General features: G+C 71.1%; 17 protein-coding genes and 2 pseudogenes. 5 read left to right on the top strand and 14 right to left on the bottom strand.

All coding sequences use genetic code 11. From position 1 onward, the window contains the following. Nucleotides 1-31: 31 nt before the first annotated feature. Nucleotides 32-256, top strand: coding sequence for a DUF2631 domain-containing protein (locus O7619_RS11105; protein WP_282287445.1), 225 nt, complete (start codon nucleotides 32-34; stop codon nucleotides 254-256). Between the two features lie 75 nt (nucleotides 257-331). Here O7619_RS11105 and O7619_RS11100 read toward each other — a convergent pair whose 3' ends face one another. The 13 genes and pseudogenes from O7619_RS11100 to O7619_RS11040 all read right to left on the bottom strand — a co-directional run bounded on the left by O7619_RS11100 (nucleotide 332) and on the right by O7619_RS11040 (nucleotide 20,856). Next, on the bottom strand, nucleotides 332-1,501 hold the full coding sequence (locus O7619_RS11100) for a DivIVA domain-containing protein (protein ID WP_282287444.1): 1,170 nt from the start codon (nucleotides 1,499-1,501) through the stop codon (nucleotides 332-334). A 22-nt stretch (nucleotides 1,502-1,523) separates the two neighbouring features. Next, nucleotides 1,524-2,669 (bottom strand): 23S rRNA (adenine(2503)-C(2))-methyltransferase RlmN, encoded by a 1,146-nt coding sequence (gene rlmN / locus O7619_RS11095; protein ID WP_282287443.1) that lies wholly within the window; start codon nucleotides 2,667-2,669, stop codon nucleotides 1,524-1,526. 104 nt (nucleotides 2,670-2,773) lie between these two features. Then, entirely contained in the window at nucleotides 2,774-4,033 is a 1,260-nt protein-coding gene (locus tag O7619_RS11090; RefSeq protein ID WP_282287442.1) for a phosphatidate cytidylyltransferase, read from the bottom strand. Nucleotides 4,034-4,292: 259 nt separating this feature from the next. Further along, the gene (frr, locus tag O7619_RS11085; protein WP_282287441.1) at nucleotides 4,293-4,850 is read right to left on the bottom strand and encodes a ribosome recycling factor; all 558 of its coding nucleotides are present in this window, start codon (nucleotides 4,848-4,850) and stop codon (nucleotides 4,293-4,295) included. A gap of 84 nt (nucleotides 4,851-4,934) precedes the next feature. Further along, the gene (pyrH, locus tag O7619_RS11080) at nucleotides 4,935-5,702 is read right to left on the bottom strand and encodes a UMP kinase (RefSeq protein ID WP_013284607.1); all 768 of its coding nucleotides are present in this window, start codon (nucleotides 5,700-5,702) and stop codon (nucleotides 4,935-4,937) included. 156 nt (nucleotides 5,703-5,858) lie between these two features. Next, nucleotides 5,859-6,686: a translation elongation factor Ts gene (gene tsf / locus O7619_RS11075; protein ID WP_282287439.1), complete on the bottom strand. Its 828-nt coding sequence runs from the start codon at nucleotides 6,684-6,686 to the stop codon at nucleotides 5,859-5,861. Nucleotides 6,687-6,818: 132 nt separating this feature from the next. Then, nucleotides 6,819-7,718, bottom strand: a complete 900-nt coding sequence (gene rpsB / locus O7619_RS11070; protein WP_282287438.1) for a 30S ribosomal protein S2 — start codon at nucleotides 7,716-7,718, stop codon at nucleotides 6,819-6,821. Nucleotides 7,719-8,109: 391 nt separating this feature from the next. Further along, nucleotides 8,110-9,105, bottom strand: a complete 996-nt coding sequence (locus tag O7619_RS11065) for a hypothetical protein (RefSeq protein WP_282287436.1) — start codon at nucleotides 9,103-9,105, stop codon at nucleotides 8,110-8,112. A 76-nt stretch (nucleotides 9,106-9,181) separates the two neighbouring features. Then, nucleotides 9,182-9,391: pseudogene (locus O7619_RS11060) on the bottom strand (IS5/IS1182 family transposase); the annotation flags it as partial. Between the two features lie 277 nt (nucleotides 9,392-9,668). Then, nucleotides 9,669-10,076 carry a hypothetical protein gene (locus tag O7619_RS11055; RefSeq protein ID WP_282287434.1) on the bottom strand — a complete coding sequence of 136 codons (408 nt, stop codon included), beginning with the start codon at nucleotides 10,074-10,076 and terminating at the stop codon, nucleotides 9,669-9,671. A 9-nt stretch (nucleotides 10,077-10,085) separates the two neighbouring features. Next, on the bottom strand, nucleotides 10,086-17,819 hold the full coding sequence (locus O7619_RS11050) for a LamG-like jellyroll fold domain-containing protein (RefSeq protein WP_282287433.1): 7,734 nt from the start codon (nucleotides 17,817-17,819) through the stop codon (nucleotides 10,086-10,088). Further along, nucleotides 17,816-20,155 carry a DNRLRE domain-containing protein gene (locus tag O7619_RS11045; RefSeq protein ID WP_282287432.1) on the bottom strand — a complete coding sequence of 780 codons (2,340 nt, stop codon included), beginning with the start codon at nucleotides 20,153-20,155 and terminating at the stop codon, nucleotides 17,816-17,818. The genes O7619_RS11050 and O7619_RS11045 overlap by 4 nt, the downstream gene beginning before the upstream one ends. Nucleotides 20,156-20,340: 185 nt before the next feature. Continuing rightward, nucleotides 20,341-20,856, bottom strand: a complete 516-nt coding sequence (locus tag O7619_RS11040) for a hypothetical protein (RefSeq protein ID WP_282287431.1) — start codon at nucleotides 20,854-20,856, stop codon at nucleotides 20,341-20,343. A gap of 280 nt (nucleotides 20,857-21,136) precedes the next feature. On the opposite strand from O7619_RS11040, the gene O7619_RS11035 reads away from it, so the two are divergent. The 3 genes and pseudogenes from O7619_RS11035 to O7619_RS11025 form a co-directional block, all read left to right on the top strand. Continuing rightward, complete coding sequence (locus O7619_RS11035; RefSeq protein ID WP_282287430.1) at nucleotides 21,137-21,496, top strand: YraN family protein; 360 nt, start codon at nucleotides 21,137-21,139, stop codon at nucleotides 21,494-21,496. A gap of 1 nt (nucleotide 21,497) precedes the next feature. After that, entirely contained in the window at nucleotides 21,498-23,018 is a 1,521-nt protein-coding gene (locus O7619_RS11030) for a YifB family Mg chelatase-like AAA ATPase (RefSeq protein ID WP_282287429.1), read from the top strand. After that, a pseudogene (locus O7619_RS11025) lies at nucleotides 23,015-24,172 on the top strand (DNA-processing protein DprA); the annotation flags it as partial. The gene O7619_RS11030 and the pseudogene O7619_RS11025, both read left to right, overlap by 4 nt. Before the next feature lie 198 nt (nucleotides 24,173-24,370). Here the strand turns inward: O7619_RS11025 and O7619_RS11020 are convergent. After that, nucleotides 24,371-24,712: a hypothetical protein gene (locus tag O7619_RS11020; RefSeq protein ID WP_282287426.1), complete on the bottom strand. Its 342-nt coding sequence runs from the start codon at nucleotides 24,710-24,712 to the stop codon at nucleotides 24,371-24,373. Between the two features lie 564 nt (nucleotides 24,713-25,276). Here O7619_RS11020 and O7619_RS11015 point away from each other — a divergent pair. After that, complete coding sequence (locus O7619_RS11015) at nucleotides 25,277-26,362, top strand: tyrosine recombinase XerC (protein ID WP_282287425.1); 1,086 nt, start codon at nucleotides 25,277-25,279, stop codon at nucleotides 26,360-26,362. Nucleotides 26,363-26,367 lie beyond the last annotated feature (5 nt).

The raw sequence follows: 26,367 nt of genomic DNA, 5'->3' as shown, positions 1-26,367 counted from the left end.
CGGAGATCCGATCGCGAGGGAAGGACCGACAGTGGCAGGAGACGAGCCGGTAACCGCGCCAGATCAGCACAAGCCCGGGCACCGCAGGTCCGGGCGGATCGGCGCGGTGGTGTCGGCGGTGGCCCTGGTGTTGATGGCGCTCTGCGGCACCGAGCAGGGCCGGGTGGAGCACATCTGGCTGTTCGGGATCGCCGCGCTGCTGCTCGCCATCGTCATCGGCGACGCGGTGCTGCGCCGCAACGGCCTGCGGTCCTGACGCCCGGCGCCAGCGGTACGCGAAAGGGCCCGTCCCCCCCCCGGGGGGGCGGGCCCTTCGCCGTCGGCAGCAGGCTCAACGGCCCAGCAGAATGTCCTGCACGTCCTTGAGCGCGGCGTCGACCTCCGCCTCGAAGTAGCCGCCGGGCACGAGCCCGAACCGCAGCGTGTCGAGTTCCTTCGGGCTCACCGGCATCGCGTTGCGTCCCTGCATGCCGCCGAGCAGCGTCTCGAAGAACCGGTCGACCTGGTCCGGGTCGTACCCGCTGCCGAACCGGCGGACCTGGAAGCTGCGCCGGATCTGGTCGACCCGGTAGAGGTCGCTGCCGGGCGGGCCGGCCATCGGCGGACCCACCATCGGCGGGCCGGCGGCCGGCGGACCGACAAGCGGCGGACCCGTCATCGAGGGGCCACCACCGTAGCCGGAGTCCGGCGGGCCGTAGCCCTGCTGCGGCAGCGCCGGCGGACCGGCCGGGCCGCGTCCGCGCAGCTCACGCAGGTCACGCTCGGGCATCCGGATCTCCGCGGTCATGTCGGCGCGGCCGTGCCGACCCGCCTCGAAGCCGTCGAACCGGTCACTCGGGCCGCCGTACGCACCCTGGCCGGGCTCCGGGCCGTACCCGCCCGGGCCCTGGTCCGGCGCACCGTAGCCACCGTGGCCGGGGTCCTGGCCGTACCCGCTCGGGCCGGGCGGCAGGCCACGGGGCGGCGGGCCGCCGTGGCCCATCGGCGCGCCCGGCGGCGGACCCATCGGACCGGGACCGGCCGGGCCGCGCGGCGCGTCGTAGCCGCCGCGGGGGTTGTCGTAGCCCCCGGCGAACGCGCCGGTCGGCTCGTCGTAGCGGTTGCCGTAGCGGTCGGCGGGCGGGCCGGCCTGCGCCGGCATCTGGCGCGGCGGCATCGGCGGCTGCGGGACCGGGGACAGGCCCCGGTCGTCTCGCATCGGCGGGCCGTGCCGGTCGGCCATCCGGGGATCGACGCCCCGCCCGCCGGGAGCGCCGCCGCGCTCCTCCAGCTCGGCGAGCTGCCGCTCGACCCGGTCGAGGTGCAGGTCGACCTGCCACTCGTCGTAGCCGTTGAACCGGACCCGGAAGACGACGTCGTGGACCTCCTGAGAGGCGACGGGCGCGCCCACCGGCTGGCCGTCGAGGGTCGCCTCGACCCGGTCCAGGAAGGCGTCCACCTCGTCGACCTTGTATCCCCGGCGGAGTGCCTTACGCCGGAAACGCTGCCCCTGACTCGCCACTATGTCTCCTGGTCTCGTACCGCTACGCGGTTGCCGCGCGTGGGTCGCTGTCCGTGTCCTCGGCGGCGGCGAGCTGCCCACACGCCCCGTCGATCTCGCGACCTCGGGTGTCCCGCACCGTGGTGGACACCCCGGCGTCGCGCAACCGCCGGACGAACTCCCGCTCGACCGGCTTCGGGCTGGCGTCCCAGCGGCTGCCCGGGGTCGGGTTGAGCGGGATCAGGTTCACGTGGGCCAACTTGCCGGCCAGCAGTCGCCCGAGCAGATCGGCCCTCCACGGCTGGTCGTTCACGTCCTTGATCATCGCGTACTCGATGGACACGCGACGCCCCGTCGTGGCCGCGTAGCCCCACGCCGCGTCCAGCACCTCGGACACCTTCCAGCGCTGGTTGACCGGGACGAGTTCGTCGCGCAGCCCATCATCGGGGGCGTGCAGCGACAACGCAAGGGTCACCGAGAGGTCTTCGCTGGCCAGTCGGCGGATGGCCGGGACCAGCCCGACCGTGGAAACGGTGATGTGCCGCTGGGACAGGCCGAGGCCCTCCGGCGCCGGCGACACCAACCGGCGGATCGCCGCCACCACCCGCGAGTAGTTGGCAAGCGGCTCGCCCATGCCCATGAACACCACGTGCGACAGCCGCGGCGGCGAGCCGGCCACCGCGCCGGAGGCGGCCACCCCGGCCAGGTAGACCGCCTGGTCGACGATCTCCGCGGTGGAGAGGTTGCGGGTCAGCCCGGCCTGGCCCGTGGCGCAGAACGGGCAGGCCATGCCGCAGCCGGCCTGGCTGGAGATGCAGACGGTGACCCGGTCCGGGTAGCCCATCAGGACGCTCTCCACGAGCGAGCCGTCGTGCAGCCGCCAGAGCGCCTTGCGGGTCGCGCCGTCGTCGCAGGCCAGCTCGCGCACCGGCGTGAGTAGGGTGGGCAGCAGCGTGCCGGCCAGCCGCTCCCGGGTCGACGCCGGCAGGTCCGTCATCCGCTCCGGGTCGCGGACCAGCCGGCCGAAGTAGTGGTTCGAGACCTGCTTGGCGCGGAACGCGGGCTCGCCCAGCTCGGTGACGAGCGCCTGCCGGCCCGGCAGGTCCAGGTCGGCGAGGTGGCGGGGAGGCATCGTGGGCCGGCGGCCACGGGCGTCGGGGTCTACGGAGATCAGCGGGAGGCTCGTCATGGCGCGTCCAGTCTGACACGCGCCGGGCCGCACGCACCCGTCCGTGGGTCCCGAATCGTGACCGACCGGCCATTCCGCCCCCGGGCGCCGAGGTGATCCATCCCTCAGCCCACCACCGGCACGAAGACCGCGAGCAGCAGGTACGCCGTCGGCACCGCGAACAGGATCGAGTCGAGCCGGTCCATCAGGCCACCGTGACCGGGCAACAGGTTGCTCATGTCCTTGACGCCCAGATCCCGCTTGATCATCGACTCGCCGAGGTCGCCGAGCACCGCCGCGCAGGAGATCGCCACCCCGAACAACGCGCCCCACCACGGCGCCACCTCGAACAGCAGCCACAGCAGCAACGCGCTACCCGCCGCGGCGGCGGTGACCGAGCCGGCGAAGCCCTCCCAGGACTTCTTCGGGCTGATCCTCGGGGCCATCGGATGCTTGCCGAAGGCCACCCCGGCGGCGTACCCGCCGGTGTCGGAGAGCACCACGGCCACAAGCGTGACAAGCACCCGCAGGTGACCGTCGTCGGGTGCGGCGGCGAGCAGGGCGGCGAAACCGGCCAGGAAGGGCACGTAGACGGCGATCAGCGTGCCCGCGGTCAGGTCACGCTGATAGTTGCCGGGGCCGTCGCCCAGCCGCCAGATCATCGTGCCGAGCACGGTGACCAGCAGCCCGAGACAGAGCGCGTCCGGGCCGGCGAACCAGGCCAGCCCGATCATGATCACCCCGCCGGCGACGAGCGGCACCAGCGGCGGGTGCGCGCCGCCGCGGCGGACCGCCCGGGTCATCTCCCAGGTGCCGACGGCCACGGCGGCGACGAGCACGGCGAGGAACGCCGGCAGGAAGAAGAAGAGCGGCACCACGATCGCCGCGCCGAGACCCAACCCGACGCCGATCGCCGCCGGCAGGTTGCGCCCCGCCCGGGACGCCCGGGGCGCGGCGGTCGGGGGGCGCTCCGCGCTCGCCCGCCGACGCCCCTTCGACCGGCGACCGGCCGGCGGCTCGGGGGCGGGCTCGTCGCGTACCACCGGAAGGTGCTCGGTCGGCTCGTCCCGCACCGGCGCGATCTGCGCGGTCGGAAACTCGTCGTCGGGCCGTGGACCGGGACCGCCGGGCCCCGGCCCGACCCGCCGGCCGCGCTCCGCGGCCGGGGGTCCGGCGGACGGCCGCGGCCCGTCGCGGCGCGGCGAACCGTTCGGGTACGGCGGGGCGTAGGCCTCCCGGTCGACGGACGGGGCGTACGCGTCCGGGCCGGGCGCGGGACGCCGCCACGGGCCGGGCTCCAGGTCGGTCTCCGGCCAGGGCAGGGCGGCGGCCGGGCGGTCCCAGCCTCGCGGCTCGGCGCTGCCGTAGGGGTCGGGGTGGGACATCACGCACCGGCAGAGGGTACGAAAGCCACCACATGACGCAAGACCAAGACCATCCCCTACCGGCGTGAGACTTCCTGTTTGACCGACCGACGGCCGGGCGATTCCCGCCGTTCACCCCGTAGTGGTCGGGTATCGTGCCGAGCCTACTGCACCCGGAACGCGCCGAGGGTGGACGCCGTCCGGGCACGACGACGGCACCGGGCCGCCGCCCGGGTCGCGGGCGGCGGCGACGCGGTGCCGTGACGGGTACGCGGGCCGCTCAGACCTCGAGCAGCTCGCTCTCCTTGTGCTTGATCATTTCGTCCACGGTGGCGACGAAGCGCTGGGTCAGGTCGTCCAGGTCCTTCTCCGCGCGCCGGCCCTCGTCCTCGCCGACCTCGCCGTCCTTGACCAGGCGGTCCAGCTCCTCCTTGGCCTTGCGGCGGATGTTGCGGACGGCGACCTTGGCCTCCTCGCCCTTCTGCCGGGCGATCTTGATCATGTCCCGCCGCCGCTCCTCGGTCATCTGCGGCAGCACGATCCGCAACTGGGTGCCCTCGTTGTTCGGGTTGACCCCGAGGTCCGAGTCGCGAATCGCCTTCTCCATGGCGCCCAACTGCGAGTTGTCGTACGGCTTGATGATCACCATGCGCGGCTCGGGCACCGCGATGGACGCCATCTGCGGCAGCGGGGTCGGGCTGCCGTAGTAGTCGATGGCGATCCGGGAGAACATGGCGGCGTTGGCGCGACCGGTGCGGATCCCGCCGAATTCCTCCCTGGCGTGCTCGATGGCACGCTCCATCTTCTCCTCCGCCTCGAGGAGGGTGTCGTCGATCACCGGTCTCCTCGCCTCCTTCTGTCGCTCGTCGTGGGCTGTGCTGTGGGGCTGTGGCAGAGGACCGCTGCCGGTCCGGCGGGCCGGTCAGGCGGTGATCAGCGTGCCGATCTTCTCACCGCCGACGGCCCGGACGATGGTGTCGTCGCCCTGGGCGCCGAAGACCAGCATCGGCAGGCCGTTCTCCATGCAGAGGCTGAACGCCGCGGCGTCGGCCACCCGCAGGTTACGGCGCAGCACCTCGGAGAAGGTGATCGAGTCGAGCTTGCTCGCCGTCGGGTCGATCCGGGGGTCGGCGGTGTAGACCGCGTCCACGCCGTTCTTGCTCATCAGCACCACGTCCGCGCGGATCTCCAGCGCACGCTGGGCGGCCACCGTGTCGGTGGAGAAGTAGGGCATCCCGGCGCCGGCACCGAAGATCACCACGCGGCCCTTCTCCAGGTGCCGGATCGCGCGCAACGGAATGTACGGCTCGGCGACCTGGGCCATGGTGATGGCGCTCTGCACCCGGGTCTCGATGCCTTCCTTCTCCAGGAAGTCCTGGAGCGCGAGGCAGTTCATCACCGTGCCCAGCATGCCCATGTAGTCGGCGCGGGCCCGGTCCATGCCCCGCTTCTGCAACTCGGCGCCGCGGAAGAAGTTGCCGCCACCGACCACCACGGAGACCTGCACGCCACGGCGGACCACGGTGGCGATCTGCCGGGCGATGCCCTGCACGACGTCCGGGTCGACGCCGATCGCGCCGCCGCCGAAGACCTCGCCGGAAAGCTTCAGCACCACCCGACGGGACCGACCGGGCGGCGGGGCGGTGGGGTCTTCCGCCGCCAGGCTCCGGTCACTCACAACCTGCGTCATCCGCCCCGCCCCTTCTCCCCGCGCATCGCGCGGGCATCGCGTACCTGCCCTTGCCGACCCTATGCGACGAGGAGGCCGCGGTGCCTGTCGCGTACACCGGCGGCCTCCTCGTCGACGTTCTCCGTGCGCCCGGACTCACCGGCCGGGCGCGGCGGCTCAGGCCTGGCCGACCTCGAACCGCACGAAGCGGGTCACCTCGATGCCGGCCTCGGCCAGCACCTGCTTGACGGTCTTCTTGTTGTCGGCGACGGCCGCCTGCTCCAGCAGGACGAAGTCCTTGAAGAAGGCGTTGACCCGCCCCTCGACGATCTTCGGCAGCGCCGCCGCGGGCTTGTTCTCCTCGCGGGCGGTCTGCTCGGCGATGCGCCGCTCGGACTCGACCGTCTCGGCGGGCACCTCGTCGCGGGTCAGGTACTTCGGCCGCATGGCGGCGATCTGCATGGCCACGCCGCGCGCGTCGGCGTCGGCCGCCTCGTCGGTCTTGCCCGCGTACTGCACCAGCACGCCGACCGCCGGGGGCAGGTCCTGGCTCTTGCGGTGCAGGTAGACCGCGGTGGTGCCGTCGAGCTTGGCGAAGCGGTTGAGCACCAGCTTCTCGCCGATCTTGGCGGACTGCTCCTGGATCAGGTCGGCCACGCTCTTGCCGTCGACGGTGCTGGCGAGCAGCTCCTCGGCGTTGCTGGCGCCACTGGTCACGCCGTGCTCGACGAGCTGCTGGGCCAGCGAGATGAAGGCGTCGTTCTTGGCGACGAAGTCGGTCTCGCAGTTGAGTTCGAGGAGCGCCTGGCCGGAGTGGGCGACGAGACCGTTGGCGGCGGTGCGGCCGGCCCGCTTGCCGACGTCCTTGGCGCCCTTGACGCGCAGGATCTCCACGGCCTTGTCGAAGTCGCCCTCGGCCTCGGTCAGCGCCTTCTTGGAGTCCATCATGCCGGCGCCGGTGAGGTCGCGGAGCTTCTTGACGTCCGCGGCGGTGAAGTTGGACATGACTCTCTCTTCGGTGTCTGTGACTACTGCGGTGGGTTGGTCAAGCTGCCGGTTACCCGGAACCGGGCCGATGTCGCCCCGGTGTGTCCGCCGTGTCCCGCCGCCCTCCGACGGCGGGACACGGCGCTGCGATCACTCGGCGGCGGCGGTCGCCGGCTGCTCGGCCGGCTGCTCGGTGGCGGCCGGCTGCTCGGCGGCAGCGGCGGTCGGCTGCGCGGTGGCGGCGGGCTGCTCGTCGGCCTTCTTCGGCTCCTCAAGCAGCTCGCGCTCCCACTCGGCCAGCGGCTCGTCGGCGCCGACCTGGCCCGCCTCGGGCTTCTCGTCGCCGCCCCGGCCACGGCCGGAACGGGCGATCAGGCCGTCGGCCACGGCCGCGGCGACGACCTTGGTCAGCAGCTCGGCCGACCGGATGGCGTCGTCGTTACCCGGGATCGGGAAGTCGACCTCGTCCGGGTCGCAGTTGGTGTCGAGCACCGCGATCACCGGAATGCCCAGCTTGCGGGCCTCGTCGACGGCGATGTGCTCCTTCTTGGTGTCGACGATCCAGACCGCGGCCGGGAGCTTCTGCATGTCCCGCAGGCCACCCAGGGTGCGGGTCAGCTTGATCTTCTCGCGGGAGAGCTGGAGGGTCTCCTTCTTGGTGTAACCGGCGGCGGTGCCGCTCAGGTCACCGAGGGCCTCAAGCTCCTTCATCCGCTGGAGCCGCTTGTACACGGTCTGGAAGTTGGTCAGCATGCCACCGAGCCAGCGGTGGTTGACGTACGGCTGGCCGACCCGGGTCGCCTGCTCGGCGATGGCCTCCTGGGCCTGCTTCTTGGTGCCGACGAACAGGATGCTGCCGCCGCCCGCGACGGTGGAGCGGATGAACTCGTACGCCTTCTCGATGTAGTCGAGGGTCTGGCGCAGGTCGATGATGTAGATACCGTTGCGCTCGGTGAAGATGAAACGCTTCATCTTCGGGTTCCAGCGCCGGGTCTGGTGCCCGAAGTGCACACCGCTCTCCAGCAGCTGACGCATGGTCACGACGGCCATGGTGGCTAACTCCTACTTTGTCCCTGGTTGTCCGTCCGGCCGGCGGCCGGACGCCTGGCGCCCGGTCGTCGGCCAGGGTGGGCCCGGGTGAAGAGCCGGGACCAGGGAGGCCGCCGCTCCGCGGGAAGACCGTGGAGAGGGCGCGCGAGGTCGACCGCACGAGGCGGTCGCCGTCGTCGAGTGTACGCGCTCTCTCCGCACCCCGGCCCCAGGGTGCGGAGTCCCTTCCGCGCTTCCCCTCCGCGTGGCGGCCCGGCCTGATCCACTCCTCGCGGCGGCCCAGCCGGCGCTTGATCCACTCCGGTTCGCGAAGTGGCGGTGTCACCGTGGCGGGGATGCCGCCATCTCGGCGTAGACGTGTGGATCAAGCGGGCCGGCGACCGCCCCGCGGTCAGCGCGCCGCGAGCGCGGCGGCGACGAAGAGCACCAGACCGACGGTCAGGTACGCGGTCGGCGGCCGGAGCCACCCGCGGCTGCCGTCGGCGAGCGCCAACCCGCCGGTACGCAGGCCGTACAGCCCGGCGCCGAAGATCGGCAGCCCGACCACCAGGAACGTGCCCACCACGACGTGCGACGTCGACACCGGGTCCCCGATCAGCCCGTGCAGCAACACCCGCACCGCCGGCACCTCCAGCACCACCACCAACGCCGCCAGCAGCACCGCGAGCGCCGGACGCCGGGTCCGGTAGACGCCATCCCCCGGCGGCGGCCCCTCCGAACGGGGCACCACCGCCGGCATCGGGCCGGTCGGCATCTCCAGCGGGTTCACCGGCGCGGCCGGGTCCGCCGCGCCGGTCGGGCGCTCCCCCACCCTCAGCGGGGTGGCCGCGCCGGGATCCGTCCGGCCGCCGAGGGATATCTGCGTCCCGCCGGTCGCGGCGGGCTCGGCCGACCGGCCGGTGTCCACGATCGGATAGCCGCCGAGCGGGCCGGGACGAGCCGGATCGGCGCTGCCGGCCAGCCCGTCCGCGCCGCGCGCCCCGAGCCCGTACGGGTCGGTGCCCCCGCCACGGGCGGCCTGGATCGGGTCGGCCAGCGGGTTCGTCGCCCCGCGCGACGCCGTGCCGAGGGCGTCCACGCCGCTGCGGGACAGCGGATCCTCACCGCCGGCCGCCTCCCGGGCCGCCCGTCGACCCGCGCGACCGGGCAGCTCACCGGAGACCTCCGGGTCGTCCGGGCGCTGCGACCGCCAACCGCTGGTGTCGTCGACGAGCGGGTCGGCTGCGGAGTAACCCCCGTAGCGGCTCTCGCCGGCGCGCTGCTCCGGGGCGCGGTAGTCGTCGTCGCGGTAGCGCGGCTCCCCCGTTGCGCGCCAGTCCGACTCGTACCCGCGGTCGCCCCACCGCGGTTCCTGCTGGTCCTCGGGGTAGCTCCGTCGTCCGTCCACGACCGGCACGGTATGCGACCGGCACCAGCCGCGCCATTCGGGCCGGGGGTGCGGTTAGGGCCTGTGTCGAAGTCGGTCACAGCCACTCGTTGATCGCGGCGACGTGCACGGTGGCCTCGTAGCGGACGGCGAGTTTGTCGAAGCGGGTGGCCAGTGCCCGGTGGCGTTCGAGGCGGTTGATGCCGCACTCCACAGCGTGACGTTGCTGGTAGATGTGCGGGTCGAAGGCCGGTGGCCGGCCACCCTTCGACCCCTTCTTGCGCCGGTTGGCGTCCTGGTCGGCCTTCAAGGCCACCCCCGCAACCTCCTGACCAGCACGAACACCCCGGCCTAGTGACACGCCCCGCCACCGGGCCAACCCACGTTTCCCCAGCTCAACCCGCGATTTCGCGAACTAGCCAACCACCTGATCTGTGGAAACCGGGTTCTACTCCAAGCCTTACAGGTCAGACACCATCACGACTTTGCCGGGGCCCTGGGCGAGAACCGACCACCTCAGGCTCGGCCGAGCCATCTCCACCGCCACCCCGGCGTCACATCCTGATGTTGAAATAACCATTCCTTCAGGGCAGGTCACCTAAAATTGCCGGCACCGTTATCCCAACCTTTATAGCCTCCTCTGGAACGTCGGCCGAGACAACTATCTCCGTCACACCCGCAGGAACTCGGAATCGGTGCACAAAGTCATCACCGACTAGATCGCCGATCTCGAGCACACCATCAGGAACCGCTAATAATCCAGCGAAGACTACCGTTTGGTCAGAAGGAGGGCCCTCGTCTGAAACCCTGATTTCAACCTCAACTTCCGCCGGCGCAACAGCCAGTGTCAGGCACCCTTCGTTGAAGGCGAAGAGTGACTCAGAGAAGTCGATCTCAGGGATCTCCCCGGACGTCCCTACCCCTTCGATCCGAAGCGTGCTCCAGGGAACACCATGCCGATAGGTTGCAGAAAATCCGGCCTGATCAGACATCAAATCACCTCAGAAATCTGTGTAAGGGTTTATGCCGTCACGCTTCATTTGAGCGGCCGCCCTGCCCTGTGCGCCACTGCAGTCACGACACTGCGGAAGAAGAATCTGCGGAACAATCAACTGCGGACGTGCTGGAACAATGAAAGTCGATACCGGCTGATGATCCTTGACCCAGGTGCCGCTCGGAAAGCCCGAAGAGGCTGCAGAGCACGTGTGACATCCGTACTTGTCACCAATTGCATTGACATCCCTGATCTCCTGGGCAGTGAAGTCACGCTCAGGACCACGTGCAGGAATCGACTCATGCGCGTTGGGGCCAGGGGTGAACAGACCACAGGCATCGCCATACCCGCCTTTCTTCCCGCCTACATTGTGCACGAGGACGGGCTTGTTGCCGGCGAGCACATAGTATGTGTGGATGTCGGCGACCGTGAGGTCGCGCATCTCCTTGTTGCCGCTGTGGTTCCTGACCGCGACGACGGTGACCGCACGTCCAGGGCCGCCACCACCCATGCCGGCGCCGGTGCCGTCGCCTTCGAGGCGTTTGGCGTCGTGCACGAGAAGCTGGTGGCCTGGCCGCAACTGCCCGGCGTCCACCCAGCGCCGGTCGGTGGCATCCCAGAACGGATGGTTCTCGGTTGTCTTGAGAACCGTCTTCTTGCCCGACCTACCGTCACGGACAGTCAGGTCAGTCAGGTCACTGTCCCGGTTGAGGTGAAGGCGGGTAACGGGCCTCGCGGCCGTCTTTCCCGTCGCCGGGTCCGTCGCCAGGACCCGGTCGCCAAGCTTCAGGTCCGAGACGGGCCGGCGGGTGCCATTCGCAAGCAGGACCCGAGTCGACGGGTCGAAGCTGTGACAGCCCGGGTCGTCCTGCCGGGCCCGCCGGGCGTAGTCAGGCGAATCTCCGCCTGGCGCGCGACCAGCACTGCGGGGAGCGGACACACCCGCGCCACCGCCCTTTGCCGTCACGGCGGCCCGGACGGAACCACCGCCGGCCCGCACGGACCCGCCGCCCGGCATCCGGCTGCGGAGACTCGGCAACCGGCTGGCACCACCGCCGAGGGCCTTGGCACCCAACCCACCGGTGAGGCGACTCAGGCCGGCGGAGAGCCCACCGTCGAGACCGCCCTCGATCATCGTGCCGGCCAGGCCACTCCACGAGAACTCCTCGTCACCCCGGGACACGTCCACCATGAAGCCGGTGCCCGCGGACAACGCACCGGCGGCGACACCGGCCAGGATGAGACAGCCGACCCCGGTGGCGCACAACGCGCCGACGGCCACGGTGGCGACCAACCCCGCCGCAGCAGTCGCAGCGAAACGCCACGGGTCCTTCTTGATCGCCGCGACGGTCGCCTTGGCGCTGGTTATCGCCTTCTTGACCGTCTTCTTCGCGGTCTCCTTGACGCACTTGCCCACGCCCTTGGACAGACAACTCCGAGCCGCGTGATAGGAGTCCTTGAGCTTCTGGACCTTTTTCTTGCTCCAGCGCTCGAACGACGTCTTGGTGACGTTCCAGGCCTTCTTAGCCTTGGTGGTCACCTTCTTGGTGACCTTCTTGGCATCGTTCCAGGCCCGGCCGGAGGAGACGTACGTGAACGCGGAGCGGGTGTAGCTGGTCGCCGCCCGGAAGGTGGAGACGGGGTTCGTCACCGCTCGGGCGACGCTGCTGACCCCGCGCTTGAACGACGACCAGCCGAAGTGGCCTGTGGGATCGAGGATGGTGAGTGGGTTGCCGTCGCCGTACTGGAAGCGGTTGCCGTCGATCGAGTCGGGCACCGGGTTGACGTCGGCGGTGTCGCGGGTGTCGAACTGGCCGGTCGCGGTGTTGTACCAGCGGGCGTGCATGTTGACCCGCCCGGTGACGGACTCGGTCCACTCGGACTGATAGCCGAGGTTGCCGACCATGCCGCTGGTCCCGAGCACGTTGCCGAGCGGGTCGTAGGTGGTCGATCCCGCCAGCGTGGTGCCGGTCGCGGTGAACTGCGCCACCACGTCGGTGTGCTGGTCGGTCCATGTGTAGCGGGACCCGGCGCCGTAGGTGATGGTCGCCGGCTGCGAGGTCTTGTTGTAGCCGACGGCGACGTTGATGCCGGTGGTGGCGTTGGCCACCGTCTTGAGCCGGCCGGCGACGTCGTAGGTGTAGCCGGTGGTTCCGGCGGCGTCGGTGCGTGACGCCATCCGGCCGTCGCGGTCGTACGTGAACGAGTTCGCCTCGACCGGCCCACTGATGCTCAACGGCAGGCCACGGTCGTCGTAGGTGATGGTGTTGGTGCCGTCCGGCACGGACAGCGCGGTGACGCGACCCGCGTCGTCGTAGTCGAAGACCCGGTCCGCGGTGGCCGCCTCCGCACCCGTGCCGGAGACATGGCGTAGCTGACCGAGTTCGTCGTAGTCGTTGGTGACGCTGACACCACCGGGCGAGTCCTGGCGGACCGGTCGGCCCAGGGCGTCGTACGCCACCGTGAAGGTGCGGTCGACGGCATTCGAGTACGCGAACGTGGCCGGCTCGATGCGGGACTCGGGCAGCCCCCACGAGTTGTAGGTGGTCCAGAACGCGTTGCCCCGGCCGTCGGTGAAGCGGGTGCGGTTGCCGGCGAGGTCGTAGCCGAACGACGTGCCGATCGCGCTCGTGCCGGTGACCGGCTGCGTCTCGCTGGTCAGGTTGCCGCGGGCGTCGTACCCGAAATTGGTGGTGGTGCCCCGGGCGTCCTTGGCCCAGATCAGGTTGTCGTTGTCGTCGTATCCCATCCGTTCGGTGGTCTGGACGACGTTCCCGGCATCGAGGTTCTGCGTCATGACGGCGCGGCCGACGCCGTCGTACGTGACGGTCTTCTTCGTGGCGTCGGGCAGGACGGTCCGGACCGGCCGCCCGAGACCGTCGTAGTCGGTGGTAGTCGTGTTGCCCGCGCCGTCGGTGACGCTGATCGGCTCGCCGACCCAGTTGTAGGTGGTGGAGGTCGAGACCCCCTCCGGCGTGGTGACCTTCCGCAGCCAGGGCCCGGCCGCCGGCGTCGTGCCGTACGCGCCGGTGCCGTAGTCGTAGACCGTGGTGTTGGTGGCCGGCGTCGGCTGCCGCACGACCTGACTGCTGGTCAGGACGCGGCCGAGGTAGTCGTAGGTGGCGGTGGTCTTGGCACCGGTGGGGTCGACGGTCTCGATGAGGTCGCCGACCTTGTCGTACGAGGCGCTGGTGACCTTGCCCGCCGGGTTCGTGACCGTGACGGTGTTGCCCAGCGAGTCGTACTCGTAGGTGGTGGTCCGGCCGAGCGCGTCCGTGCTCGACTCGGCCTGGCCGAGTTGGTCGTAGGTGGTCGTGGTCTCGGCGGCGGGGATCGGGTCACCGCCCGGTGGGGTGTAGGACGGTCTGATCGTCTTGATCGGCCGCCCCATCGCGTCGTAGCGGGTGGTGAGGACGTTGGTCAGCGGGTCCTGGGTCTCGGTCGGCTCGCCGAACGTGTTGTAGCCGGTGCGCGAGACCGGGACGGCCGCGACCGGCGCGCCGCCGCCGAACGTCTCGGTGGACACCGACGGGGCGACGGCCTTGGCGAGGTTTCCGGCCGAGTCGTACTCGAAGCTGGTCCGGTTACCCATCGGGTCCGTCACGGCGGTGATCAGGCCGCGCTTGTCGACGGTGTAGTCGGTGGTGAGATTCTTCGGCACCACCGTCGTGGCCGCCTTACGGCCGTTGCCCGAGCCGTAGAGGCTGGAGACCTCGTCGGCCGACAGCGCCTCCTGGAAGATCTGGACGTTGTCGATGGCGCCGTTGACCATCTGCAGGTCGTTCGGGCCGATCAGGATGCCGCCGACGGAGAGCGGGGTGATGCCGTTCCAGGGGCTCGGATTCGTTCCGCTGCCGTTGAGCGAGCCGTTGACGTACAGGCTCATGTCCTTCGTGCCGGAGTCGAAGACGCCGACCAGGTGGACCCAGGTGTTGACGGCGGGAACAGCGCTGGACCGGGCGACCGCGGTCCAACTCGTGGACGCGGTGTCGGCGAGCGCGGAGATGAACTCCCACCGGTTGAAGTACTTGCTGTACTTCAGGAAAAACGCCCCGTTGTTGTAGCCGCCCTCACCGACGATCGCCTGGTCCTGGTTGAGGTCACTGAGCTTCACCCAGGCCGACACCGAGTACGACTGGGTCGTGTTCAACGCCGGCTGGTCCGTGCGGTACATGGCGGTGCGGTTGAACACGGCCGCGCCGTCGGAGCGACCGATCGGGTTGTACTCGGAATACATCATCCGCTGCGACGGTGAGGAGTCGTGCGCCTCCCAACCGGCGGCCTCGTCCATCCGCCACCAACCCGTGGGCAGCGCTCCGCTCTTGACCGTGACGCTCTCGGACGTCACCCGCCCCATCGCGTCGTAGTCGTTCTGCACCGTCTTGAGCGGGGTCTGCATTTGACCGACAAGGCTCTGGGTGGTGACCAGGTGGTCGTCCGCGTCATAGGAATATTTGGTGACGCGTTCCAGGTCGAACGGCTGCTCGGTGGAGGAGACGAGCCGGCCGGCCGCGTCGTAGTCGTAGACGGTCCAGTTGGCGCCGTTGTCGGACCGTTGCAGGCTCAGGTTGCCGAGGGCGTCGTAGCTGTTCTCCTCCCGCACGAACCGCTTCACGCCGTCGGTACGGGTCACCTTCGTGACGTTGTCGTTGAAGTCGTACTCGTACTCGGTGACCCAGTTCATCGCGTCGGTGTCCGAGGCGAGATTTCCGTTGGCGAAGTATGCCTTCGACGACACCTGGGTGCTGACGCCGTCTGCGCCCGTGATCGTGGTGGTCAGTTGCTGCCCGGCGGCGTCGTAGGTCTCCGCCTTGATCCGCAGCACGTCTCCCTGGGGACACGACTCCCCAGCCGGCGGGGAACTGCCGCACGCGACGGTGCTGGTGCGGTTGCCGTAGTCGTCGTACGCGAACAGGGTGACCGCGCCGTCGGGCTCGACGGACTTCACCATCCGGCCGTGCGTGTCGTAGTCGCTGCTGGTGGCACGTGGAGAGTCGCCGCCGGTGGTGTCCTCGACCGTGCGGTTGGTGACGTTTCCGTCGGCGTCGTAGGTGGTGGTGGTCCGGGCGGTGTGGACCGCGCCGGTCACCTGGTTGAGGACCGGCGGGTCGGTCTGCTCCACGACCTGCCCTGCGGCGTCGTACACGTAAGTGGTGGTCAGGTCGCCCAGCGGCGCCTCGGCCTTGACGGTCTTGGTGAGCGTTCGGCCGAGCCCGTCGTAGGTGAACTCGGTGACGAGTCCGGCCGGGTCGGTGATCTTCATGGCGTCACCGGCGGAGTTGTACTCCGTCCGTTGCGTCGCGCCCTTGGCGGACACCGTGGTGAGCGGTAGGCCGGGCGGGGCGGTGCCTCCGCCGACCGCGGGGGTCGACGCGTTCGAGTAGGTCATCGCGGTGGTGCGCCCGGCCGCATGCCCGGCGACCGGCGGCGACGTGACGCTGACCCGGTTTCCGGCGGTGTCGTAGCCCAGCTTGGTCAGGTAGGTGTTGTCCGACGCATCCTGCGAGCGGCCGTCCCGTACCTCGATCAACTGGTCGTTGCGCGGATCCGGGGGAAGGTTGACCGTCGTCGCGTCCGGCCAGTATTTGTAATAGGTGTTGTCACACCAGATCTGATCCCGGCAGACGGTCGAGCGGATGATGTTGCCCCGGACGTCGCGTGCGGACACCGTCTTCATGCCGAGCGGGTCGAACTCCACCGACTCGAAGCCCCCCACGTCGTAGCCGTAGGAGGTGGTCCGGCCCAGCGCGTCGGTGGAGGCGATGAGGCGATTCCCGTTGACCAGGTCGAAGGTGTCGGTTGCCGTCTTGTTTGTCGGATCAACGGTGCTCACGGTGGCGACCGGCGTCAGGGTCGCCGTGGGCCCGGACTGCGCGACGCTCCTCGCGGCACGGTAGTGGGCGTCCACCTCCCAGGGCGGCAGTTCCCGATCGTAGTAGGCGAACTCGGCGATGTTGCCCTTGAAGTAGCTGACGTCGCTCGACGAGCTGGGCCACGACTTGGTGGTGCCCGCGCCGATGTACGACACCAGCGCGTTGGTGGCGACCATCGCGCCCATGTACCCGACCATCTTGTTGTCGAGGTAAAGGGTCTGCTGCGCGGTGGACGCCGACAGCACCACGTGGTGCCACTTGCCGTCGTTCACCTTGGTGCTGGACGTGATCGGCGCGTTCCAGGTGCCGTTGAAGAACTCTCCTCGCAGCAACCCGTCCGCGCCCACGTAGAGGGCGGGCGTCCAGCTCGGCGTGGCGGGGGAATTGTTCAGCTCGTTGAGCTGGTACGAGTAGAGGACCCCGCTCGCCGCGTGACTCGCCGGCGTCTTGAACCACATCTCGACCGTGGCCTCGTCGACACCCGGGAAGTCAGTCCCGGGATACAACTGGTTGGTGGGGTCGTACGGCCGCACGAAGGAGGACGTGCCGTTGAAGATCGCGCCGTAGGTGTCCGAGAAGGGACTCGTGTCGGCCTGACCGGTGTTGAAGGTGACCGCGTTGTAGCGGGCCTCGTTGCTGTGCACGACGTTCACCGCGTCGGCCGGCGCTTCGGTGTCCCCGAGGCGCCAGTAGTCGGTCGGCTGGGACCCCAGCACCGACGACACGTAGACCAGGCTGGACCCGGACGCCGTCGGCGCGCCGACCTGCCACACGCCGCCGTTCTCGTCGGTGATCTCACTGACCCGACCAGTCACACTGTGGTAGGCCACCTGCGCCTGAACCCGACCGGCCGAACTGGTGACGCGCGACATCTGTGGAGCCCCGGCCCGGCCCGAGTCGTACATCGAGGTGACGTCGCGGTCGGTCAGAGCCCGGTTGTAGTAGGCGACGTCGGCGATCGAACCGGTGAAGAACGTGGCGGTCGGCGTGCTGTTCGGTCGGCCTGGCCAGGTGCCACCGAGGAAGCCCGCGCCGAGATACGCCTTGCCGGCGTCCAGGCTGTAGAGGTTGACCGGAGTGTTCAGGTTGCCGATCCGCGAGCCGTCGAGGAAGAGCTGCTGGCTCGCGCCGTTGCCGACGAGCGCGACGTGATGCCACTGGCCGTCGGTGACCACGTCCGGTGACGACATCGCGTTCGCCGGGTCGGTGGTGCCGAACTCGCCGTAGAGCTTGCCGTCGGCACCGACGTAGAGCGCGGGCGAATAGGCGGCGGTGGTGGAGGCGCCGGGCGTCACCGGATCCTTCTGGTAGCTGAACAGCACACCGCCCGGCGCGCTCGTCCGGAACCACATGCCGATCGACTGGTACGAACTCTCGGCCACCGCCTTGTCCGGCAGGGTCACCAGCGAGGAGGTGCCGTTGAAGGATGCGGAGGTGGATGTCGAGTCGGGCAGCGCCGCGTCGCCGCCGAGGGTCACGTCCGTGTATGAGCCGGTGTCCGCGCCGTCGGCGGAGATCACCGCGCTGGTCGCCGCCGTGGCGCCCGCGGCGTCGTTCAGCCGCCAGAACGCGTACGGGTCGCTGTTCAGCACGGTATTGGCGTGCTGCGAGACGGACGTGTAGCCGTAGGTGGCACACCCGCTGCCGGTGCCCGGCTCGCAGACCGAGGTCAGCAGGTCGCCGTCGTAGGTGTAGGTCCAGGTCTGCGTCGACGCCGCATCGGTGGCCACGACGGGATCGGTGGTGACGCTCGCCACGTGGGGCAGCGTGTCGCCTGGCGGGGTGGACCAGGCGATCGACAACGTCCGCCCGGAGGCCACCGACGTCATCCGGTCCACCCGACCGGCGGCGTCGTACCGGAAGGTCAAGGCCCGTCCGGACGCGCGTCCGTGATCTTGGTTAGCCCGTAGCGGCCCGCTGCGACCGTCTGCGTGAACTCGTAGGACGTCACGTCCTTGTCGATCAGGGAGTATCCGCCGGTGATCGGCTTGAAGACCGATTGGCGTCCCAGTGGGGCAACCCAGGTCCCGTCGTTGTTGCGGCCGAACGCCACCTCCTGGCCGTTCGGGTAACGCACGGCGACGGTCCGCAGGTCACCCGCCGCGTCCCGGACCTCCGTCGCCCCCATGTCCAGGATCGACGACCAACCACGCCCGAACGCGTTGTCCAGTCGGGTGTCGAGGCTGTTGTAGTCCCGGTTGACGGCGAGCGCCGGCCCGACGGCGGAGATCTGTGCGTCCGTGTCGGACGTGGTGTAGTTGCCGACGTTGCCGTCATATCCCTTGTCGCCGTTCTGGGCGAGCGCCGAGGTCACCACCGGCTGCGGCACCTGGGTGGTGAAGGCGTACCTCGCAGTGGTGGGACCGGTGGAGGAGAAGTCGTTCGCCTGGACCTCGTACAGGTACGACTTCTTCCACGCCAGCACCCCGGCGGGAACCTTCCACACTCCGTCGGCGACCCAGCCCGAGCTGGTGATCTGCGTCCCCTGCTCGTTGTAGAGGATGAAGTTGTAGCGCAGCCCCTTCGCCGGCCAGTTGTCCGAGTCGTGCCCCTGGGCGATCAGCTCCGGAGTCAGCGTGTCGAGCGTGGCGTTGTTCGACGGATACCGGGTGTCGACCTGAGGGGCGACGTTGTCGGTGTAGGTGACGTCGATGAACGGGCCGCAGTCGATCAGGCCGTAGACGCTGTTGTTGCACTTCACGCCCGCGCTGGCGGAGGTGAACCGCTTCCATGCCGCGGTGTCGGTCTCCGACGCGGTGAGGGCGAGCCCGCGATTGCCCTCACCTGTCACCCATTCGTTGACCTCGGCCGCGTTGAGCGGCACCGACACCCAGGTGCCGACCGTCCGGTTCGGCGGGTTGCCGTTGTTCCCGCAGGCGGCGGTGCTGCTTGGCGATGCCGTTCCGATCGACGAGCCGTACGAGGGGAACGTGTCGTAGGTGACCGATGCCGCCCACCAGATCTCAGTCACCCGATGCACGTTGAAGCTCCGGGCCGCGCAGGTGCCCCCGACGCCCTGGTAGCTCATGAAGACGTTGAGGTCCGCGGCGCTGAGGCGCTTGCCTGCGTAGGTGGCACCGAAGGTGGGAAACGGCAACAGGGCCTTGGCCTTGCCGCTTCCGAAGGTACCTACCGCGACGTTGTCCTCGCCGGATCGCACCGTGGTGCTGCCCGACTGGACGTAGGTGTCCCCGGTGGTCGTCGCGATGGTGCCGGTGGTGGGGTCGAGTTCTACCGGGAAGGCGCGGGCCGGGTCCCTGAGCCACGCCCCGTCGATGCTGACCTTGAGCGCCTGCCCGTCACCATGGGCGACGATGTCGTACCGGACTCCGTGGGAGGTCGTCCTCGCGCCGGTCCGGTCGACCGTCGAGTCCTGCATCCAGCCGACCGGCATGACGGCGGCCGTCTTGCCCGCCTCGTCGACGAAGATCACCTGGCCGTCGTCGTCCAGCCGAGCGGTCAGGCCGGACAGGCGCAGCGGGTAGAGATACTCGGTGGCCACGTCCGCCGAGTGGAAGGTGAGCGTCTCCTTCACCTCGCTGCCGTTGAGGCGGAGCGTGAGATCGACACCGGGGAACACGCTCGGATAGGTGGCGACGTTGTCCGCGACGACCGCCTCGCTGACGGCAGCCCCGGCCAGGTCGTAGCCGAGCGTCCGCCCCCCACCGAGGCTCATCCGCACCAGCGGGTCGACGGTGGACTCGGACGTGGAGCTCAGGCTGACGTCGATCGGAACCGCTCGTGCCCGCAGCCGCCCGTCCTTGCCGACCAGCCCGTTGTCGATCCGCTGCCAGCGTCCCTGACCGTCCTTGAAGTTGACGGCGGACGCGTGGACCCGGCGGGTGTAGGAACCGTCCGCGTTCCGGAAGACGTCGGACGTGCTCGTCGACGCGTCGGGAACGTGCTTGCTGACGCCTGCTTGGAATCCCTGTGCGGCCCGGGTCGTTCGGTTACCCGTCTCGGGCCGATACGACTTCCGCAGTTTCAGCTCGCCCTTCGCGGGGCGGACCGGAGCGTTGTCCCGCATCCTCGGTGCGGCCACGTAGTGGCCACGGTCGGGCGAACGGCCCTTCTGCTGCTTGGGCGTGGGTGGATCGGCCCAGGACCACCGCACCGACAGCAGCTCCGAGAGCCAGGACAGGGGAAAGCCGCTGCGACCGGGGTGGTGTAGCGGCGCCTGGGGCGCGGTCGTGCTGATCAACATCGTCAGTACCAGGACCGTGGCCAGGCGCATCACGGCCCGACCATGGCGACGCGGGCGGCCCGGAACCGCCATCTGCGCATGCTGCCGCCGACCGCCCATGGCAGCCCTCCCCCGTGATCACGTCAACGGAGCAGAGTCTTCCTGTACGTTTGCTGTCAGCACAAGCATCCAAGTATATAAGATTATTAAGCGGTAGCGCCGGTTCGCGCGCGGTCCACCGCCGACTCGACGCCGGTACGAATCTCCTCGGCGACGCCGGCCGGAACGCCGGAGATCCCGGCAGCGGCCGGTTCGGCCCCGACCGTCACGTAGCGAACATCCGGAAAGCGGGCCTTGCCCTGGCTCAGCGCGGCTACCGGCGCCGCTCCGGCCGCCACCACCACCCCACAGTTCTCCAACGCCAGGGTGTTGAAGTACGCCAGGGCATTCGCCGTTGTCTGCGGGCCGTCGACGGCCAGGTACTGCACCTTGATCCGATGAACGTTGGAGACCGCCTGCATGCCGTCCCAGGCCGCCTTCGCCTCCGCGCCGGCCAGGCCCCGGTCGTCGGTCAGCAGGCAGGCGGTGAACGCCTCGTACCGCCGTTCGCGTGGCGCCGGTTCCCCCGCCCGTGGCCACGTCAGCCACAGCAGCACGCCCACCAGCACCGACACCAGCACCGCCGTCGGAGCGAGCAGACCCGGCCACCGCAACCACTTCATCCGGCCCCCCCCCCCCCCCCCCCCCCCCCCCCCCCCCCCGAACGCTCGTCCCGCAGCCGTAAAGATCCGGATGGAGCGTAGTGGACGACGTGCCGCTCCGCGTTCCCCCATTTCGTCGAGGCCGTCCACGTGTTCAGCGGTCCTACGACGACCTGCCTCCACCGGTCTCGCCATAGCAGATCGGACCGGCGGTCGGGGTTCTGTCCACAAGGCAGTCTCTGTCCACAGGCGGACTCCGCTCACCCCCTCCGCCGGACCCGATACCCGCATCCTGACCGGCATGACGAACCGGAACCAGGCCGTCGGCGCCTACGGCGAGCGGTGCGCGCTGCGGCACCTGATCGAGACCGGGCTGCGCCCGATCGCCCGCAACTGGCGCTGCTCCGCCGGGGAGATCGACATCATCGCCTGGGACGGCGAGATCCTCGCCTTCTGCGAGGTGAAGACCCGCCGTACCGAGCAGTTCGGCTCCCCCGCCGAGGCCGTGGTCCGGGCCAAGGCCCGCCGGCTGCGCGGCCTGGCCGCCCGCTGGCTCGCCGAAACCGGCACCACCGCCGACGAGGTTCGCTTCGACGTGCTCTCCGTCCGGCTGCCGGCCGCCGGCCACGCCCGGGTCGAGCACCTCCGGGGGGCGTTCTGACATGGGCTACGCCAAGGTGCTCAGCGTCGGCCTGGCCGGCGTGGCCGGGCACGTGGTCGAGGTCGAGGCCGACCTCGCCCCGGGCCTGCCCGCCGTGCTCATCTCCGGCCTGCCCGACACCGCGCTGCACGAGGCCCGCGACCGGGTCCGCGCCGCCATCGTCAACTCCGGCCAGAAATGGCCCAACCGCCGGATCACCCTCAACCTGCTCCCCGCCACCCTGCCCAAATACGGTTCCGCGTTCGACCTCGCCCTCGCCGTGGCGGTTCTCGCCGGGTCCGGCGAACTGCCGCCGGTCGCCCTCGACGCCACAGTCATCCTCGGCGAGCTCGGCCTCGACGGCGCGGTCCGTCCGGTCCGCGGCACCCTGCCGATGGTCGCCGCCGCTGCCCGGGCCGGATACGCGCGCGTCGTGGTACCCGCCGGCAACGCCGCCGAGGCCGCCGTCATCCCCGGCGTACGGGTGCACGCGGTCGACACCCTGCACCGGCTGGTCGCCCACGTCCGCGACGGCACCCCCCTGCTGGCCCCGCCCGAGCCGGCACCCGTCGCCGTCCCGCCCGGCCCCGACCTCCTCGACGTCGCCGGGCAGCCGCTCGGGCGGCGGGCCATCGAGATCGCCGCCGCCGGCGGTCACCACCTCGCCCTGCTCGGCCCGCCCGGCGCCGGCAAGACGATGCTCGCCGAGCGATTGCCGTCGATCCTGCCGGAGCTGGACGACGAGGCCGCCCTGGAAGTGACCGCGTTGCACTCGATCGCCGGGCTGCTGCCACCCGGGGGCGGGCTGCTGCGCCGTCCCCCGTTCCAGGCGCCGCACCACACCGCCACCGTGCCGGCGCTTGTCGGCGGCGGCTCCGGGCTGGCCCGGCCCGGCGCGGTGTCCCTGGCCCACCGGGGCGTGCTCTTCCTCGACGAGGCCCCCGAATATGGCAAGGGCGCGTTGGAGGCGTTGCGCCAGCCGCTGGAGAGCGGAGTGGTCCGGGTCGCCCGCACCCGGGGCGCGACGGAATACCCGGCCCGTACGCAACTGGTGCTCGCGGCCAACCCCTGCCCCTGCGCGAAGCCGTCCGGGGACGCCGACTGCGAGTGCACCCCGCTGGCCAGGCGACGCTACCTGGGACGGCTGTCGGGTCCCCTGCTCGACCGGGTCGACGTGCAGGTCCGACTGCCACCCGTACGCGCGGCGGAGCTGCTGCGGACGGACGCGCCGCACGAGTCCTCGGCCGCCGTGGCCGCCCGGGTGGTGGAGGCCCGCCGCGCCGCGGCCGACCGCTGGACGCCCACCGGGCACCGGGTGAACGCCGATGTCCCCGGCCCCCATCTGCGCCGCCCGCCGTGGCACCTGCCGGCGCGGGTCACCCGGGAGCTGCGCCGCCGCCTGGACACCGGCTCGCTGTCGGCGCGCGGATACGACCGGGTCCTGCGGGTCTCGTGGACCATCGCCGACCTCGACGGGCGGGATCGACCGGACGAGCACGACATCGCGGAGGCCATCCAACTGAGGACGGGAGAGGGCACGTGAACGAGGACGACGACCGCAGGCTGGCCCGGATCGCGTTGACCTGGCTCGCCGAGCCCGGCACCCGCTCGGTGCACGACCTGGTCGAGCGGCACGGCCCGGTGGCCGCGCTCGACCTGCTGCTGTCCGGTGACGCGCCGGACCGGGCACGACGGGCGGCCGTGGCGGTCCGGACGGCGGCCGGCGACGCCCACGCGGTCGCGGCGGAGGCGCTGGCGCGCGCCGAACGGATCGGGGCGCGGTTGGTCACCCCGGAGGACGACGAGTGGCCGACGCGGGTCGCCGACCTCAGCAAGCTGCGGCTGCCCGAGGCCACCCGTCGGGTCGATGTGGAGACCGACCCTCCGCTCTGTCTCTGGGTACGCGGCGGCTGGCCGCTCGGCGAGACGTTGGAGCGCTCGGTTGCCGTGGTCGGTGCCCGGGCGGCCACCCCCTACGGCTCGCACGTCGCCACTGAGCTGGGCTACGGGCTCGCGGATCGGGAGTGGACGGTGGTGTCCGGCGGGGCGTTCGGCATCGACTCGGCGGCGCACCGCGGGGCGTTGACCGCCGGCGGGCGCACGGTCGCCGTGCTCGCCTGCGGGCTGGACCGCCCGTACCCGATGGGCAACGCCGCGCTGTTCGACCGGATCGCCGAGACCGGCCTGCTGGTGAGCGAATGGATGCCGGGCGCGGAGCCGCTGCGTCCACGGTTCCTCATCCGCAACCGGGTCATCGCCGCGGCGACCCTGGGCACGGTGCTTGTCGAGGCGGCGGCGCGCAGCGGTGCCACCCAGACCCTCAACCGGGCGCTCGGCCTCAAGCGTCCGGCGATGGTGGTGCCGGGGCCGGTCACGTCCGCCCTGTCGGTGGGCGGGCACCAGGTGCTCCGCGAGAAACCCGAAGCCCGGCTGGTCGCCAACGCGGCGCACGTCCTGGAGGAGGTGGGCCGGATCGGGTACGACCTGGCGCCCCTCGCGCGCGGACCGGAGCGCCCGCGCGACCGGCTCGACGACGATGCTGCCCAGGTGCTGGAGGCGATGCCCCGCCGCCGGACGATCGACCTGGAGCACATCGCGGCGCGGGCCGGCGTGGACCTGCGCACCGCGATGCGCAAGCTGTCCATGCTGGAGGAGTTGGCCCTGGTGGTACGCCGCGACGACGGCTACGCGCTGGCACCGACCGACGACGGACGCGGCGCTCGCCGGCCGTCCGACGCGCGGCACGGTACCGCCCCGCCGACCGCCACGGCACGGCACTGCCCCGCCGACCGCCACGCGCGACACGCCCCGGCCGACCGACGCGCGGCACCACACGGCCCCGCCGATGGACATCCGGCGTGATGCCGGGGCCGGCCGGTGAGCGCGCCGGTGGCGTCAGTCGCCTTCGAACCGCAGCTCGACGTCGCGGCCCTCCAGGCAGCGGTGTGCGAGCCGGGCAAGCCGGCGGATCTGGTCGACCTCGTACGGCGCCCGGGCCGCCTCCAGCAGGCAGCGCAGCTCGGTGAGCAGGTGCGGCACCTGTCCGGCGTCCACGGTCAGTTCACCGAGCGGCTCGACGCGGTCCAGCAGCGGCGTACGCCCGCCGCCCCGCACCCGCGTGAGCAGGTCGAGCAGCACGTCCTGCCGGTCCGCCACGACCTCGATCGACACGTACGACGGCCCTCGGCGGCCCGCCCCGACCCGCACCCGCCGGTAGAGGACGGCATCCACTCCCACGCCCGGTCCCTCCTCGCACCGGCGTCACCGTCGCGGGGACGCCCGGCCCGGCCAAGCCGGCCCGATCTGACCGGCACCGACCTCTTCCCCCACACGAGTTTCCCCTGTCCAGAGCCCCTCGGGCCACCCCCCGTTCGGCGTAACCGGTTGTCTTCCGGATTGGGGTGCACCTGTTGTCGTCCAGGCGGCAACAAACGCACCCAGACGGTAGGACTCGACGGCGGTCGGCTGACACAGGCGGCCGACGGCGACGGCGGCCAGCGATGGCGGCGGCGGCCGGCGACGACGGCCAGCGGCGGGCAGTGACGGCGGCCGACGGCGGCGGGCCGTGACGGTCGGGGGCACCAGGATCGAGCCGCCGGGTCTTGCGGGCGACACCGCGACTCGCGTGCGACACCACGTGGCCGCCCGGTGCCGCGGGTGGGGCCATCGCGCTGGTGACGAGCGCGGGCCGGTCGTCCCCGGGCGGGGGCGGGCTCCGCCCGTAGTCTGGACCGGTGTCCGACCACAGCACCCGACCCGGTCGGCGCTACCACATGCGCCGGGCGCGGGCGGAGACCTCAGATGGGTGAGCGGCGGCGCGGCACGCGGGTCGCGCACCAGGAGTTGCCGACGCCGATGCGCGAGGCGGTGGACGACTTCGCCGACCACCTGGCCCGGGTGCGCAACCGCTCGGCGCACACCGTCCGGGCGTACGTCACGGATCTCGTCTCGCTGCTGGACCACGCGGTGCGGATGGGCTGCACGGAGCCGGCCGCGCTGGATCTCGCGGTGCTGCGCAGTTGGCTGGCCAAGCAGCGGACCATGGGGACCGCCCGGACGACCATGGCCCGACGCGCCGCCGCCGCGCGCACCTTCAGCGCCTGGGCGCACCGGTCCGGGTTGCTTCCCGCCGACGTCGCCGCGCCGTTGGCCAGCCCTCGGGCGCGCCGGGAACTGCCCACCGTGCTACGCGCCGACCAGGCCGCCGCGCTGATGGACGCCCCGGCGCACGGCACCGCCACCCGGACGCCGAACCGCGCCGCCACGGCACGTGCCGACGAAACGAGGAACGCCAGCGGAACGAGGAACGCCGGCCCTGGGTCCGTTCGCGATACGGGGGCGGGCGACGGTGCGAGGGGCGGCGCACCGGGTGTCGTTGACGACGCGGTCCTGGTGCGGGACCGGCTGCTGCTCGAACTGCTCTACGGCACCGGGGTCCGGATCAGCGAGGCGTGCGGCCTGGATGTCGCGGACGTCGACCAGGGCCGCCGGGTGGTGCGCGTGCTGGGCAAGGGCGGGCGGGAGCGGGCGGTGCCGTACGGGGTGCCGGCGCAGCGGGCGCTGGACGTGTGGCTGAGCGCGGGCCGGCCGGCTCTGGCGACGCCGGGATCGGGCGGCGCGTTGCTGCTCGGCACCCGGGGTGGACGGCTCAACCCGACCACCGCGCGGCGGATCGTGGCCGGCTGGGCCGACGCGGCCGGGGTGCCGCGGGTGACCCCGCACGGGTTGCGCCACTCGGCCGCCACCCACCTGCTCGAAGGCGGCGCGGACCTGCGCGCCGTGCAGGAGCTGCTCGGGCACTCGTCGCTCGCGAGCACCCAGATCTACACGCACGTCTCGGTCGAGCGGCTGCGGGCGGCCTACCGGCAGGCGCATCCGCGGGCCTGACCGAA

Source organism: Micromonospora sp. WMMD998 (genome assembly GCF_029581235.1).
Taxonomy (GTDB): domain Bacteria; phylum Actinomycetota; class Actinomycetes; order Mycobacteriales; family Micromonosporaceae; genus Micromonospora.
The sequence above is the reverse complement of the archived record's forward strand: the minus strand, read 5'-3'. Positions and strand labels throughout refer to the sequence as shown.

Bases quoted from the DNA above. Each gene is read 5' to 3' on its own strand.
- rlmN (WP_282287443.1), bottom strand. From the start codon at position 2,669: ATGACGAGCCTCCCGCTGATCTCCGTAGACCCCGACGCCCGTGGCCGC.
- O7619_RS11090 (WP_282287442.1), bottom strand. From the start codon at position 4,033: ATGTCCCACCCCGACCCCTACGGCAGCGCCGAGCCGCGAGGCTGGGAC.
- pyrH (WP_013284607.1), bottom strand. From the start codon at position 5,702: ATGACGCAGGTTGTGAGTGACCGGAGCCTGGCGGCGGAAGACCCCACC.
- tsf (WP_282287439.1), bottom strand. From the start codon at position 6,686: ATGTCCAACTTCACCGCCGCGGACGTCAAGAAGCTCCGCGACCTCACC.
- rpsB (WP_282287438.1), bottom strand. From the start codon at position 7,718: ATGGCCGTCGTGACCATGCGTCAGCTGCTGGAGAGCGGTGTGCACTTC.
- O7619_RS11055 (WP_282287434.1), bottom strand. From the start codon at position 10,076: ATGTCTGATCAGGCCGGATTTTCTGCAACCTATCGGCATGGTGTTCCC.
- O7619_RS11045 (WP_282287432.1), bottom strand. From the start codon at position 20,155: ATGTTGATCAGCACGACCGCGCCCCAGGCGCCGCTACACCACCCCGGT.
- O7619_RS11040 (WP_282287431.1), bottom strand. From the start codon at position 20,856: ATGAAGTGGTTGCGGTGGCCGGGTCTGCTCGCTCCGACGGCGGTGCTG.
- O7619_RS11035 (WP_282287430.1), top strand. From the start codon at position 21,137: ATGACGAACCGGAACCAGGCCGTCGGCGCCTACGGCGAGCGGTGCGCG.
- O7619_RS11030 (WP_282287429.1), top strand. From the start codon at position 21,498: ATGGGCTACGCCAAGGTGCTCAGCGTCGGCCTGGCCGGCGTGGCCGGG.
- O7619_RS11015 (WP_282287425.1), top strand. From the start codon at position 25,277: ATGGGTGAGCGGCGGCGCGGCACGCGGGTCGCGCACCAGGAGTTGCCG.